At 55.2% G+C, this 14086-nt stretch carries 11 protein-coding genes and 2 pseudogenes; 12 read left to right on the plus strand and 1 reads right to left on the minus strand.

The window, feature by feature from the left end; all coding sequences use genetic code 11:
• The first annotated feature begins 13 nt into the window (after positions 1-13).
• On the plus strand, positions 14-856 hold the full coding sequence (locus ABC395_RS08160) for an SMP-30/gluconolactonase/LRE family protein (RefSeq protein ID WP_413002156.1): 843 nt from the start codon (positions 14-16) through the stop codon (positions 854-856).
• 82 nt (positions 857-938) lie between these two features.
• Here ABC395_RS08160 and ABC395_RS08165 read toward each other — a convergent pair whose 3' ends face one another.
• A complete protein-coding gene (locus ABC395_RS08165; protein ID WP_413002158.1) occupies positions 939-3038 on the minus strand; it encodes a sulfatase-like hydrolase/transferase in 2100 nt (699 codons plus the stop codon).
• A 211-nt stretch (positions 3039-3249) separates the two neighbouring features.
• On the opposite strand from ABC395_RS08165, the gene ABC395_RS08170 reads away from it, so the two are divergent.
• The 11 genes and pseudogenes from ABC395_RS08170 to ABC395_RS08220 all read left to right on the plus strand — a co-directional run bounded on the left by ABC395_RS08170 (position 3250) and on the right by ABC395_RS08220 (position 14031).
• Positions 3250-3423 (plus strand): cytochrome c oxidase subunit 2A, encoded by a 174-nt coding sequence (locus ABC395_RS08170; RefSeq protein WP_009677255.1) that lies wholly within the window; start codon positions 3250-3252, stop codon positions 3421-3423.
• A 53-nt stretch (positions 3424-3476) separates the two neighbouring features.
• Positions 3477-3947: a cytochrome c oxidase subunit II gene (locus tag ABC395_RS08175; RefSeq protein WP_413002160.1), complete on the plus strand. Its 471-nt coding sequence runs from the start codon at positions 3477-3479 to the stop codon at positions 3945-3947.
• 29 nt (positions 3948-3976) lie between these two features.
• A complete protein-coding gene (locus ABC395_RS08180; protein WP_413002162.1) occupies positions 3977-5650 on the plus strand; it encodes a b(o/a)3-type cytochrome-c oxidase subunit 1 in 1674 nt (557 codons plus the stop codon).
• A 152-nt stretch (positions 5651-5802) separates the two neighbouring features.
• Positions 5803-6324, plus strand: a pseudogene (locus ABC395_RS08185) (FAD-dependent oxidoreductase); the annotation flags it as partial.
• A 73-nt stretch (positions 6325-6397) separates the two neighbouring features.
• Positions 6398-7012 (plus strand): NAD(P)/FAD-dependent oxidoreductase, encoded by a 615-nt coding sequence (locus ABC395_RS08190; protein WP_413002164.1) that lies wholly within the window; start codon positions 6398-6400, stop codon positions 7010-7012.
• A 150-nt stretch (positions 7013-7162) separates the two neighbouring features.
• Positions 7163-8167: a Gfo/Idh/MocA family protein gene (locus ABC395_RS08195; RefSeq protein ID WP_413002165.1), complete on the plus strand. Its 1005-nt coding sequence runs from the start codon at positions 7163-7165 to the stop codon at positions 8165-8167.
• Positions 8160-9147 (plus strand): annotated as a pseudogene (locus tag ABC395_RS08200) (Gfo/Idh/MocA family protein). The gene ABC395_RS08195 and the pseudogene ABC395_RS08200 overlap by 8 nt, the downstream one beginning before the upstream one ends.
• 244 nt (positions 9148-9391) lie before the next feature.
• The gene (locus ABC395_RS08205) at positions 9392-9745 is read left to right on the plus strand and encodes a DUF1516 family protein (protein WP_413002167.1); all 354 of its coding nucleotides are present in this window, start codon (positions 9392-9394) and stop codon (positions 9743-9745) included.
• Positions 9746-9824: 79 nt separating this feature from the next.
• A complete protein-coding gene (locus ABC395_RS08210) occupies positions 9825-10460 on the plus strand; it encodes a KinB-signaling pathway activation protein (protein WP_413002169.1) in 636 nt (211 codons plus the stop codon).
• 42 nt (positions 10461-10502) lie between these two features.
• Positions 10503-11675 carry an MFS transporter gene (locus ABC395_RS08215; protein WP_413002171.1) on the plus strand — a complete coding sequence of 391 codons (1173 nt, stop codon included), beginning with the start codon at positions 10503-10505 and terminating at the stop codon, positions 11673-11675.
• A 208-nt stretch (positions 11676-11883) separates the two neighbouring features.
• Positions 11884-14031, plus strand: coding sequence for a DNA topoisomerase III (locus tag ABC395_RS08220; RefSeq protein WP_413002173.1), 2148 nt, complete (start codon positions 11884-11886; stop codon positions 14029-14031).
• The last annotated feature ends 55 nt before the right edge of the window (positions 14032-14086 follow it).

The raw sequence follows: 14086 nt of genomic DNA on the forward strand, positions 1-14086 counted from the left end.
GGAGAGATCAGACATGGAACAATTATTCAAAAGCAGTGTATTTACGCCTCCGCACGGTTTTACGGGTGGAATCGAAGGACCGGCCTGCGATGCCCAAGGAAACTTGTATGCCGTGAACTATGCGAGAGAAGGCACCATCGGTAAAGTGACGCCGTCGGGAGAAAGCAGCGTATTCATCGAGCTTCCGAACGGCAGCATCGGCAACGGGATCCGCTTTACGCGGGCCGGAGAGATGCTGATCGCCGATTATAAGAACCACAACGTGCTGAAAGTGGACATGAAAACGAAGGCCGTTTCGGTCTGGGCGCACGGACCCGGCATGAACCAGCCGAACGATATCGCGATTTCAGCTAACGATATTGTGTTTGCCAGCGATCCGAACTGGAGCAACAATACGGGCAACCTGTGGCGGGTAACCCCTGGCAGCGTGACCCTTCTGGAGAGCGGAATGGGGACAACGAACGGGATCGAAGTTTCGCCGGACGGGAAAAAGCTGTATGTGAACGAATCCGTACAGCGCCGGATCTGGGTGTACGATCTGACCGAGGCGGGCGCGATTTCGAACAAGCGTCTGTTTATCGAATTCCCCGACTTCGGCCTGGACGGTATGCGCTGCGATTCGCAGGGCAACCTGTACAGCACCCGTTTCGGTAAAGGAACGGTCCTGAAAATTTCTCCTCAGGGCAAAATTCTTCAGGAAGTCGTTCTGAAAGGAAAAAACTGCACCAACCTGACCTTCGGCGGTCCAGACGGCAGAACGGTCTATGTTACCGTAGCGGACAACGGCAACGTGGAAAAGTTCCGCACGGACGTTCCCGGCAGATGCCGGGTGTTGAGCGGGGTCGTTTCTTCCTAGAAGATTTTCAGGCGCAGCAAAAAAGACTTGGTTCCGTACACTTCCCTCGGGAAGCGTACGGCCAAGTCTTTTTATAATGCCGTTATTTCAGTTCATTCACTTGTTTGACGGGTGTGGTTTGGATCGGCAGGTTTTTGGAATCGATCACTTTTACCTGCAGGTTCACCGGTTTACCCGATTCCACAGCATCTTTCGGTACGATGGCGGAAAGCGATTGGCGGCTCTCATAGGTTGTTTTCAAAGCCTTGTCGTTCATATAGACGACACAGCCCGGAGCGAAATTTTTGCCGCTGATTTCGACGGAAGCGTCTCCACCGGTGCCTCCGGCCGTGCTTTGGTGAAGCGGCGACACATTGTCGATCGTCATCTCACCGAAGCCGAGTGTATATTTCGGATTGATGATCTTGTCACGGAAGCCGTTGAAGCTGTACTGCTCCCCGAACAGCACGTCATATTGAAGCATCTGGTACTCCGTCACGTCCTGCTCGGTCAGCTTCATGCGCTCGTAATGATTGCGCGGCGGAATCATCGGGAACTTTTTGGACAAGGAGAAGAGATAGTCCATGTAAGGCGTTCCTTCGCGCTGAGCCAAATTCAGCAGGTAAGGGCCCAGGAAGGAAGAGCTCATGTCGAGCTTATCCTGATGCTTCGGCAAATAGTTGTTCCAGACGACGACCGGGAGGCTGTACAGTTTATCCAGTACGGCTGCGGAATCGTCGTCGTCTTTTAAATAGCCGGTGTCTTTGTAAGCTTGATAATTGTTGCCCAGGGACGGCAGGTGGTCGCCGAACAGCATGATGATCGTCGGCTCGCCTTTCTTCTCGTAATGCTCCACGAGCATTTTGAGCGCATCGTCCGTATTGTGAACGCCTTGGGCGTAAGTTTCGAGCATACCCTTCGTTTCTTCCGGGAAATTACCGCTCGCCTTGATGGTGTTCTGTTTGAATTTATCCGGCGTGAACGGCGCGTGATTCTCCATCGTGTTGGCAAAGACGAAATCGGGACCGGCGGAGTTGTCGACTTGTTCGATGATTTTTTTCATCACCGCTTTGTCGGCCAGATAAGGACCGTTGTATTCCGGCTCGAAATATTCCTGCGAGATGAATTTGGAGAATCCGAAATTCTGATACACGTTGCGGCTGTTGAAGAACCAGTTGTGGAACGGGTTGATGGCCGCGGTCTGATAGCCTTGTCTGGCCAATATGCTGGCAAGCGAATCGACGCGTCTGTTCATGTACTGGTTATAGGCGATCGCGCCTTCCGGCAGGAAGCGGATCGAATTGCCCGAGAGAACCTCGAATTCGACATTCGCCGTTCCTCCGCCGAACTGGGGCGACAGCATATAGCCGCTGGAATAGTTCTGCTGAAGGTGGTGGACGAACGGAATGGGATCTTCGCTGAACGTGACGTTCTTCATTCTGGTAGGGTCCCAGAACGTTTCCCCGAGAATAACGATAATGTTCGGTTTTACATTCGGATCTATGTTTGTACGGCGTTCGACTTTCTTCACGAAGTTGTCCATATTCGCCTGGTTGTAGCCCTGCGGAGCGTCGATAATGATCTGCTCGATATTCATGACGGTGGAAAGCATGAACCCGTTGACATGATAGTTATCGGCCTGATTCCAGGGAATGGTGGAAATATGAAGGGCGGATTTGATCGGAAGCGGCTTGTCGAAATAGACGACACAAGCGAGCGCGACGCCCAGGACACCGAGAACGATGTTCTCTTTCCAGCGGAAGCGGGAGTGGGTCCAAGGAACGAAATAGAGCAGCGCGACGCTGACCGCGAGAAAGACGATAATGCCGATCACGATCGTTTTATCGAACAAACCGTTCAAGTATTGGACGATATCGGTCGTCTCGCTGCCGAGGAACAAATCCCAGGGCAGTAGAGGCACGCCGAGAATTTTGAATTTAATGCCGCTGATAAGACCGCAGATCAGCATGAAAGCCGCTACGATCCAGAACGCGATACGGCTCCGGCCGGTCAATGCGGTAAAAACTAGGAACAGGCAGAAGGTCAGCAAATAGTTCAGCACCATTTCTCCCGGACTGTGCTTGGCCCAGGATAGGGTGGCCGTCACTCCTCCCCGATTTAAAAACTCAATGAAGACAACGAGCAGCAGGGGCCAAACGAATAAGTGCAGCCGACGCGCTATAAAATGAATACCTTTCTGCATCACAGATCTCCCTGTTCATTCGATTTACAAACATTTTACATATGATTTGCTATGCCATTATACCATGTAGGACCGGGTCTCGATACCTAAAACGTTGTAACAAAATCGTTACAATTTGATAAAGAAATTGTGATTCTTATCACATGTGGGTGCTCACGCCGAAGGTAAGATGAAACCATGAAAAGCTTCATTGACAAAGGGGGATGCCGCTATGGCAAAGCTCGCGCCTGCCAAGGAAAAGCAGGACATTAAGCCCGCTCCGCAAAGCGGGGCGAACGAGAAGGAGCCGGAACTGAAAGGCGCTTTCGCTTCGGTTATGATTCTGGGCGCGTTTATTCTGATTACCTGGTTCGGCGTGTTTGCACTGTATCTTATAAGAAGTTAACGGGGCAAATACGCAAAAAGTTCCGCGAATCGGAAAAAAAGAGGGGATATTACATGCATATTCATCGTTTAGAAAAAATTTGGATCGTTTTCGGCATCTCCATGCTGATCGTCTTCCTGTCCGTGATCGGCGTATCGGCGTTTGCGATGGGAATGAACCCGCCGACCGGCCATGCGCACACGATTGATCCGGCGAAGGTCGATCTGACGCAGCCGTTCGATCAGCCGGGCCTGAAGAAAGTCGGAGAGAACGAGTACGAAGCCGTGATGACCGCCTTCGCGTTCGGCTACAAGCCCGACAAGATGGAAGTTCCCGCGGGAGCGACCGTACATTTTATAATCACGAGCAAGGACGTTGTCCACGGGTTTGAAATCCCGGGCACGAATGTCAATATGATGGTGCTTCCGGGTGAAGTGAATCATCTTACGTATAAGTTCGACAAGCCGGGTTCTTACCTCGTGCTCTGCAACGAATACTGCGGCGGAGCCCACGAATGGATGAAAACGACGATTGTCGTTAACTAAACCCACCGGCAGAAAGGAAGTCGTTATGTATGAACGGAACCGAAACGCAACCGGCGCGGCAAGCCGCCGTTTCTTTTAGTCCGAAAGACAGCAAGCTCGTTCTCGCTCACATTTTATTCGCTTTCGGCGCTCTTCTTCTCGGAGGGATCGCCGGAGTGCTGCAGGGCCTGGTACGCGGAGGCATGGTCAAACTGCCCGCCGGGATCGGTTATTATCAGCTTCTGACGGCTCACGGCGTGCTTATGGCCCTCATTTTTACGACCTTTTTCATTATCGGATTCCTGTATTCGGGTATTTCCAAAACGCTCGGAGGCGAGCTGCTGCCGCTCCCGCGGCGCCTCGGCTGGCTCGGATTCGGCCTGATGGCGGGCGGAACGGCGCTGGGAACGGTTTTTATCCTGCTCAATAAGGCGTCCGTGCTGTACACGTTCTATGCTCCCCTTAAAGCGTCGCCCTATTTCTACATCGCGCTGACGATGGTAGTCGTCGGAAGCTGGATGAGCGGCTTCGGCATCTTCATTAATTACCGCTTCTGGAAACGGATGCACAAAGGGCAGCTTTCGCCGCTGTTTTCCTTCATGGCGGTCATTACGATGCTGCTCTGGCAGGTCGCGACCATCGGGGTGGCGGCGGAAATTCTACTTCAGCTGATTCCGTGGTCGTTCGGCTGGGTCGACACCGTAAACGTCCTGCTAAGCCGCACCTTGTTCTGGTACTTCGGCCATCCGCTCGTTTACTTCTGGCTCCTGCCCGCCTATATTTGCTGGTATACGATTATTCCGAAAGTGATCGGCGGCAAAATATTCAGCGACGCGCTTGCCCGGCTTTCGTTCATCCTGTTTCTGCTGTTCTCGATTCCGGTCGGATTCCACCATCAACTGACGGAGCCCGGAATCAGCTCGTTCTGGAAGTTTCTCCAGGTTATATTGACCTTCATGGTCATCGTGCCTTCGTTGATGACGGCGTTCTCGCTGTTCGCCACGTTCGAAACGACAGGCAGGGAGAAAGGGGCCAAAGGCCTGTTCGGCTGGTTCAAGTTTCTCCCTTGGAAAGACGTCCGCTTCTTCGCTCCGTTTATGGGCATGCTGGTCTTCATCCCTGCGGGAGCGGGCGGGATCATCAATGCCAGCAACCAGATGAACCAGGTCGTGCACAATACCCTCTGGGTAACGGGGCACTTTCATCTGACCGTCGCGACGAGCGTGGCGCTCACCTTCTTCGGGATTACGTATTGGCTCATCCCGTCGATTACCGGCCGGCAGCTGACGCCAAGACTGCACAAGCTGGGGATCTGGCAGACGATTCTCTGGTGCGTCGGCATGTTCTTCATGTCGGGTTCCATGCATACCGTCGGCCTGCTCGGCTCGCCCCGCCGCACAGCGTACACGACGTACGAGAACCATCCCGACACAGTGCTGTGGATGCCGTACCATGTTGCGATGGCGATCGGCGGCATGATTCTTTTCGTAGCCGTGCTGCTGATGATCTATAATGTCGTCGCGCTTATGCGTTCGCCTAAAGGCGAGACGGAATACCCGCTCGGCGAAGTGCGGGACGCATCGGAGCCGACTCCGAAGTTGTTCGAGCGCTGGGGACTTTGGCTCGGCGTCACCGCCGTCCTGATTCTAGTCGCGTATACGATACCGGTCGCCCAGATGATGGGCGGAGATACGCCGGGCTCGATCCCTTTTGTAACCTGGTAAAAATAATAACTAACCGTCTGGTGCAGATGCTGCGTCAGGCGGTTTTTTCGTGCCGTCAAGCGTAAAAAGCCCATTTTAAAGGTAGAGGTTTCCCGGAATGGGCATAATATCGGTACCATTCGCCGATTTCAAACGGAAGGAGACTTGACCGTATGAACCTCATTGCAGGAGAGCCTTACTGGCCGCATGTTCAGCCGGAAACCGCCCGGTATCCGAAACTCGAAAGCGATACCGAATGCGAGATTCTTATCATCGGCGGCGGAATATCGGGTGCGCTGGCCGCTTACAAGTTAATCCGGGAGGGATTCACTCCTATGCTGGTGGACAGCCGGGATATCGCCGGGGGCAGTACGGCAGTCAATACGGGAATTGTCCATGTATTCAACGATAAAACCTTGACGAGCTGCATCCATACATTCGGAGAAGAAAACGGCGTCGCTTTTTACAACTTGTGCGGGAAAGCGGTCCGGACTTTTGGCGAGATCTGCCGTGAGGAGAAGCTGGACATCCACTATACGCAGCGGGATTCGCTGTACCTGGCATCGGAGGAGAAAGATGTGCCCATGCTGCTGGAGGAATACCGGACCCTGATGAAATACGGTTTTCAAGTCGAATATTTAACGCCCGGACGGATCGCGGATAAATTCTCATTTACAAAACCGGGAGCCATCCTGACCGCCGAAGGGGCCGCCGTTAATCCCTATGCCTTCGTGCACGGCTTGATAGCAAGCTTCGGCAGCCAAGGGAATGAAGGTGTATACAGGAACCGAAATCGTTTCCCGTGTAGATACCAAGGAAGGAATCGTGTTCACGACCCGGGACCGCCGCCGCATCCGTGCCCGCTATGCGGTCTACTCGACCGGACACGAAGCCCAGGAAATAAGCAGGAATCCGAACGCGAAGCTGCTCACCACCTACGCTCTCGCGACAAAACCTCTTCAAGAAATAACGGGCTGGCATAAGGAATGCATGATCTGGGAGACGGCCCGCCCTTACTTGTATATGCGTACCACCGGAGACGGAAGGATTATAATCGGGGGAGAGGATGAGCGGATCATGACAGATGAAGAGAGAGCCAGCCGCCTGGCGGTAAAGAAAGATATTTTGCTGCAAAAAGCGAAGGAACTTTTTCCTCATCTGAATCTTCAGCCGGAATATGTATGGGCGGGCGTCTTCGGGGCGACTCATGACGGCTATCCGATGATCGGAACCCAGCCGGGTTTTCCGAACAGCCTGTTTTCCCTGGGATACGGAGGGAATGGGATCGTGTACTCGGTCCTGGGGGCCGAGATCATTGCCGGTCTTGCAAAAGGACGTCCTCATCCGGGAGAATCCTTGTTCCGTTTTGATAGAAAGAGATAGGGCGTTAACTAAAGAGCGGACGCGGTCCCGCCGCTCCAAACTTAATCTTTTCTTAATAAATACAGACATTTTACGGCCCCCTCCCTTCCTATATAATGAAAGAAGCTGTGCGCTTCGCACAGATTTTGCTTCAGGGAGAGGAGAACAAGCATGAAAGTCGCCGTAGTTGGCTGCGGAACAATGGGGACCGTTCACGGAACGGATTACAGTCTGCTGCCGGGAGTCGAATTAACCGGCGTATGCGATCTCGACCGCGAAACGGCCCGGGATCTTGCCGGACATTTGGAGACGAAAGCGTACTTTTCTTTCGAGGACATGATGGCGGAGGCGGAGATCGATGCGGTAAGCATCGCGCTGCCGACCCACCTGCACAAAGAATACGTCATGAAAGCGGCGGATCTGGGCAAGCACGTGATCTGTGAAAAACCGATCGCCCTGACGCTGGAAGATGCGGAAGAGATGATCGCTTACTGCCAAGAGAAGGGTGTGCGTCTGTTCATCGGCCATGTGGTCCGTTTCTTCCCGGAATATGCCGATCTCAAGCGCAAACTGGATTCCGGCGCGGCCGGAGAACCGGGCGTGGCTCATTTGAAGCGGGTAGGCTCGCATCCGGGAACCGCCAAGGACTGGTACAACGATTTTGACAAAAGTCACGGCGTCATCATGGACATGATGATTCACGATATCGACTTTGCCCGCTGGGCGTACGGCGAAGTGAAGGAAGTGTTTGCCCTCAACCGGCGCAGCGCCGACCAGGATTACGCCCTTGTGACCCTGCGGTTTGAAAGCGGCGCCATCGCGAACCTCGAAGGCCACTGGGGATATCCGGGGGCCTTCTCGACAGCCGCCGAATTCGCCGGGAAATCCGGCATTATCCGGATGAACAGCGGGGATTCGAATTCCCTGAAGCTGCTGCGGCAAGGAGCGGCGAAGGCATCGGCTAGCAGGGTGCAGGTACCGAAAAGCCCGTCTTACCAAGATCCTTATTACTACGAGCTGGAGCATTTCATCACCTGTATCCGTGAAGACAAGGAGCCGCTCGTTACGGCGGAAGATGCGCTGCGCGCGCTCGAAATCGTGCTGGCCGCGCTCGAATCCGCCCGTACGGGACAGCCAGTCCGTCTGCCGGTAAAAGGAGGTACTGCCCATGCGTAAGCTCAAAATCGGAATGATCAGCTTTGCTCACGGTCACGCGTTTTCGTATTTTAACGCACTGAATGCCATGCCGGAGGTCGAGGTTGCCGGAATTGCCGACGAAGAGAAGGACCGTGTCGCCAAGCTTACGGAAACTCACGGGATCTCCTACTACGGCACGGCGGAAGAGACTGCTGAAAACCGGCATAGATGCCGTTGTCATCTGCTCCGAGAATTCCCGCCACGCGGAACTTACGATCGCCGCCGCCAAAGCGGGGAAGCACATCCTGTGCGAAAAACCGCTGGGCATCTCCACGGCGGAGATGGAAGAGATGATCGCGGCTTGCAAGGACAACGGCGTGCAGCTGATGACAGCGTTTCCGTGCCGTTACATACCGGCTGTCGTGCAGGCCAAGGAAGCCGTCGACCGCGGGGAAATCGGCGAGATTATCGCCATTAAAGGAACCAACCGCGGCAGCATGCCGGGCGGATGGTTCGTCGACAAGAAGCTCTCCGGCGGCGGGGCCGTGTTCGACCATACGGTCCATGTGATGGATTTGATGCGCTGGTTCCTCGGCAGCGACGTCCGTGAAGTGTTCGCCTATGCGGATACGCGCTTCCACGACCTCGATATCGACGATTCCGGCATGGTGCACGTGAAGTTCGGGAACGGCGTCATTGCCGTGCTGGACCCGAGCTGGTCCCGCAGCAAATCGTTCCCGACCTGGGGCGACGTAACGATGGAAATCACCGGAACGAAAGGGGTCATTTCCATCGATTCTTTCGCGCAGAAAAACGAGGTTTTCAGCGATGTTACCGGCAAGGTCCAATGGAGCTATTGGGGAGACGACATGGACGAATACATGATCAGAGGATTCGTGGATGCTCTTCTCGGCGGGAAGCCCGTACCGGTCACCGGTGAAGACGGACTTAAAGCGGCGGCCGTCGGCCTGGCCGCGTACGAATCGGCCCGGGCGGGAAAACCGGTCGTTCTGGGCTGATATTTTCATGGAATTCGGGACCCTTGCGTTCCGGCGGATATCCTGCGCGAGCGGGATTCCGTCCGTTTCGCGAGGGTTTTTTCCGGCCCTTTTTCCGTTCAAAGTTTTGTGAACACTTTCCGACACTAGTGTCTTATTGGGCGGGATATTGTCCCTAAGACCTTGTAAACCCCCGGCCGGCTTGATATGATAAGGGCGTTGCTGCGTCTACAAGGAATACATATACGAACATGGAGGAATCGACATGTCAGACAAGTTGTTAAACATTTTTTACCAGTCGCATTCGGGATCGTGGGCATTCATCGTCATCCTGTTTGTGGTAAGCGCCATTTTTTACCGGCAGAAAATTACTCCGATGATCCTCAGATTGTTTTACCTGATTATGCTGGTTTCCGGAATCGGCATGCTGATCGGCTACGGCTTCCCGGTCAAGTACGTAGTGAAGGGAATTATCGCCATCGTTGTGATCGGATTGATGGAAATGATTCTCGGCCGCATGAAAAGAGGACAAGGCAAGGAATCGTCCACCAAGATTCTTTTTGTCGTCTGGGCGGTTCTGATCCTGATCGTCGTGCTTCTCGGCTACGGAATCTTTTAAGTAAACGAAAAAGCGGTAGAACCGTCCCTGCCTGAATGGGGGACGGTTTTGTCCGTGTATCCGGTTAAGGAGAGAGATCATGTTAAAACCGATGCTGTTTCTGTTCTGGTCCACGATGTTGGGCGGGCTTGTTCTCGGTATTGCCGTCTGGGGAATCGGCAAGGCGATTTTCCCGGACTTTGTGTCCATGGACGTCGCGGTGAGCGGTGCAAGTGAATTTTCTATGATTATTATGGCGACACTTACCATGTGTCTGATCAGCGTGGTCGGATATTTCGCTTACCTGATGACCAACTACTACATGATCGGAATACTCCGCAACCGTAAAGGCGCCTGGTCGGGTCTTCAGCTATTCTTTATCGTTATGGCTGTCGCGAACTTGTTTTTCCTCCGTTACCAGAGCTTTGCGGAAGGCAAGGAAAGCCTGGCGATGTATGCCGGCATTCCGGTTCTGATCGTTGCGGCGGCTCTGATCGTTTCGCAGGTGAAGGTGAAACTGACCAATGCTTCGGCCAGAATTCCGACGCTGTTTTTTATGGTCGTGGTCACCTGCCTGGAAATGCTCCCGGCTTTCAGCATCAACGATCTGACTTCCCTGCTGTATGTCTCGCTCGTCCTGCTTTCCTGCAACGCGTGGCAGATTCTTATTTTCCACAAGCTGACGAACACGAAGAAACACCAGCAGATGAAAAAGGCTCAGGTCAAGAAAGCGTAATCCTGACTCAAGATACAAAGTACTTCCAAAGGGGCCGATCGTATGAACAAGCGTGTCGTGTTCATCATGCTGCTGATGTTTACCGTCTATCTCGGATTCGGATTGATCATTCCCGTCCTGCCCGAGCTGCTGCATGGAATACCGAACGGACGGACGCATCTGGGGTGGGTTCTTTCCATATACTCCGTCATGTCCTTCCTGGTCTCTCCTTTATGGGGAGGCCTATCGGATAAAATCGGCCGCAGACCCGTTCTGCTGACCGGAATTTTCGGCTTTATGATTTCCTTCGTTCTGCTCGCGCTGGCGGGAACGAATCTGCCGCTTCTTTATTTATCCCGCATTTTGGGCGGCATTTGCTCGGGAGCGCTGAGCGGAGTCGCGCTGGCTTACGTGGCGGATATTACGACTCATGAGGAACGGACCAAATCGATGGGTTTTGTCGGAATGTCGATCGGACTCGGTTTTATTTTCGGCCCGGCGATCGGAGGAACCTTGAGCGTGGTCAGTTTGTCACTTCCGTTCTGGGGAGCCGCGCTTTTGTCGGCGGGTATTTTCTGCGGCGGATTTTTGAAGCTGACAGAGTCGCTGCCGGAAAACAGGGGACAGCAGGGGGACAAGCCGTCCCGCTGGTCTCTGCTGCGCGGAAAGCTCGGCTATTTGTACCTGATGACCTTCTTCGTCACCTTCTCGCTCGCGGGTCTGGAAGCGACTTTCCAGTATTTCCAGATCGCCCGTTTCGGCGTGACGCCGCTGCAGATCGGTCTGATGTTTATGTTCAGCGGATTTGCCGATGCGCTGGTGCAGGGCGGACTCGTTCGGGTCATTGCCAAGAAAAAGAAGGAAAAGGCCGCCATTCTCGGCGGACTTCTCGCTTCGGCCGCAGGCTTCCTGCTCGTGCTCGGCTCCTCCGGTTTCTGGTCGGCTACGCTGGCCTTGACCGTATTCAGCGCCGGCAACGCGATGATCCGGCCCTGCATCAACTCGCTGCTCACCCAGCGCACCCGGCACGGTCAAGGGGTCACAACGGGCCTCAGCTCGTCCATGGACAGCCTGGGCCGCATCGCGGGGCCGATTACGGGAACTTCGCTCTTCGGCATCCAAAGCGGTCTTCCTTTCGCGGCCGGAGCCGTCGTTTCGGTGCTGGCCGGCCTGTTGCTGCTCCGTTTCAGTCAGCTCGACCGCGAATCGGGGGAAGAACTGCAGGGGACCGCTTAGCCCGCCGCTCTTCCCGGCCATGATGAACCCGCCGCAATCCGGCGGGTTTTTCCGTTTCCCTGGACGGGACCAACCCTCCGGAAAGCGTCTTTGGTTGACGAGGCCCCGGAAACGTTTTTACAATAGAAGCACGATACAGCAGGAACGGTACCCAATAAGCACCTCATGTGCTTTCCGGTCCGTTACCGGTTTATTAAAGGAGAAATAGATGAGCAAATCACTCGTACTGGCCGAAAAGCCGAGCGTGGCCAAAGAAATCGCCCGTGTGCTCGGCTGCGGTCAAAAGCATAAATCGTATTTCGAAGGACCCTCACATGTGGTAACCTGGGCTCTTGGGCATCTTGTCGGCCTTGCGGAGCCCGAAGATTATGATACCCGTTATCAGAAGTGGAATCTGGAAGACCTGCCGATTATTCCGGGCCGCATGAAGCTTAAAGTGCTGAAGGAAACGTCCCACCAGTTCCGTGCCATTGCGGATCTGGCTAAGCGCAAAGATTTGACGGAGCTGATCATCGCGACGGACTCCGCCCGCGAAGGCGAGCTTGTCGCGCGCTGGATCATGGAAATGATCCGGTGGAACAAGCCTTTCCAGCGGCTGTGGATCTCTTCGCAGACCGATAAGGCGATCCGCGAAGGCTTCGCGAACCTGAAACCCGGCAAACAGTACGACCGCCTGTTCCAGTCGGCGGTCTGCCGGGCCGAGGCCGATTGGCTGATCGGCCTCAACATCACCCGCGCGCTCACGAGCAAGTACGACGCGCAGCTATCGGCCGGACGCGTCCAAACCCCGACGCTCGGCATGATCATGGACCGCGAGAAGGAAATCCGCAATTTCCGGTCCGTGGAATACTGGACCGTGCAGGCGGATTTCGGCGCGTTCCGAGGGATATGGCGCCAGCGCTCGGGCGAGAGCCGCCTGTTTGAGCGCGAGCGCGTCGACGAGCTCGTGCAGCGCGTCTCGGGCAAGAGCGGCAAAGTCGTCTCCGTCAAGAAGAGCGAGAAGACGGAGCCTCAGCCGCTCGCCTACGACTTGACGGAGCTCCAGCGGGATGCGAACCGCCGATTCGGCTTCTCGGCGAAGCATACGCTCTCGACGCTCCAGCGGCTCTACGAGCAGCATAAGCTCGTGACGTACCCGCGGACGGATTCGCGGTACCTCACCAGCGATATGACCGGCACGCTCAAGGAGCGGCTCCAGTCCGTGGCCGTCGGCCCGTACGCGCCGCTTGCGAAGCCGCTCATGAAGGGCCCGCTGCCCGTGTCCAAACGGATCGTGGACGATTCGAAAGTGTCCGATCACCACGCGATCATTCCGACGGACGAATATGTGAATCTGTCCGCTCTCTCAACCGATGAGAGAAAGCTGTACGACCTTATCGTCCGCCGTTTTCTCGCGCTGTTCTATCCGGCCGCCCGATACGAGACGACTTTGATGGTCGTCGAAGTGGACGGCGAACCGTTCCATGTCGCCGGCCGCGTCGTGAAGGATGCGGGCTGGCGGAGCGTATACGGCCCGGGGACAGCCGCGGACTCCGGAGACGGCGACGAGGAGGACGGCGGCCAGGGTGCTGACCGCGCTGATCTGCAGGAGCTTCCCGCGCTGTCCGCCGGAGACAGTGCCGGAGCGGTCCGCTGCCGGGTCGGCACGCACCGGACCCAGCCGCCGAAGCGGCATACGGAGGCGACACTCCTGACGCAGATGGAGAAGCACCATCTCGGTACGCCTGCGACCCGGGCGGAAATTATCGAGAAGCTCGTCAGCTCCGATACGATCGAACGCGAAGGCGGGTCCCTCCACCCGACGGGCAAAGGGACGCAGCTAATCGAGCTGGTTGCCGAGGAGCTGCGTTCTCCCGAGCTGACGGCCAAGTGGGAACAGGAGCTTGAAGATATCGCCCGCGGAAGGGGCCGCACCGAAACGTTCCTCAGCGGAATCCGCGATATGACGAAGCAGCTTGTAACCGGCGTAAGAACAAGCCAAACGGAATACAAGCCCCACAACCTGACGAACAGCCGGTGTCCCGAATGCGGGGAAAGGTTAATGGAGCGGAAAAGCAAGCGGGGCAAAATGCTCGTATGCGCAAACCGCGAATGCGAATACCGCCGTTCCGCGGAGAAGCAGCTCGTTAACCGCCGCTGCCCTCAGTGCCACAAGAAGATGGAGCTGAAAACCGGCAAAGCGGGCAAATATGTCCAGTGTCTCCCGTGCAACGTCGTCGAAGTGCTGGGAGAAAGTACGGGGAAAGTCGCCAAGCACCAGCAGCAGAAGCTCGTCAAACAGTACAGCAAGCAAGAAGATTTAGGGTCGAGTCTCGGGGATGCACTTAAGGCGGCTTTAGCCAAAAAAGACGATTAATATCCAATGCGCTCGAATCTCTGGAATATGTTGCGGCGCGGCGCAGCGCGGGGTC

Origin of the sequence: Paenibacillus canaveralius, from assembly GCF_047238265.1 — a bacterium.
Classification (GTDB): Bacteria; Bacillota; Bacilli; order Paenibacillales; family NBRC-103111; genus Paenibacillus_F.

Bases quoted from the DNA above. Each gene is read 5' to 3' on its own strand.
- ABC395_RS08160 (WP_413002156.1), top strand. From the start codon at position 14: ATGGAACAATTATTCAAAAGCAGTGTATTTACGCCTCCGCACGGTTTT.
- ABC395_RS08165 (WP_413002158.1), bottom strand. From the start codon at position 3,038: ATGCAGAAAGGTATTCATTTTATAGCGCGTCGGCTGCACTTATTCGTT.
- ABC395_RS08170 (WP_009677255.1), top strand. From the start codon at position 3,250: ATGGCAAAGCTCGCGCCTGCCAAGGAAAAGCAGGACATTAAGCCCGCT.
- ABC395_RS08175 (WP_413002160.1), top strand. From the start codon at position 3,477: ATGCATATTCATCGTTTAGAAAAAATTTGGATCGTTTTCGGCATCTCC.
- ABC395_RS08180 (WP_413002162.1), top strand. From the start codon at position 3,977: ATGAACGGAACCGAAACGCAACCGGCGCGGCAAGCCGCCGTTTCTTTT.
- ABC395_RS08190 (WP_413002164.1), top strand. From the start codon at position 6,398: ATGAAGGTGTATACAGGAACCGAAATCGTTTCCCGTGTAGATACCAAG.
- ABC395_RS08195 (WP_413002165.1), top strand. From the start codon at position 7,163: ATGAAAGTCGCCGTAGTTGGCTGCGGAACAATGGGGACCGTTCACGGA.
- ABC395_RS08205 (WP_413002167.1), top strand. From the start codon at position 9,392: ATGTCAGACAAGTTGTTAAACATTTTTTACCAGTCGCATTCGGGATCG.
- ABC395_RS08210 (WP_413002169.1), top strand. From the start codon at position 9,825: ATGTTAAAACCGATGCTGTTTCTGTTCTGGTCCACGATGTTGGGCGGG.
- ABC395_RS08215 (WP_413002171.1), top strand. From the start codon at position 10,503: ATGAACAAGCGTGTCGTGTTCATCATGCTGCTGATGTTTACCGTCTAT.
- ABC395_RS08220 (WP_413002173.1), top strand. From the start codon at position 11,884: ATGAGCAAATCACTCGTACTGGCCGAAAAGCCGAGCGTGGCCAAAGAA.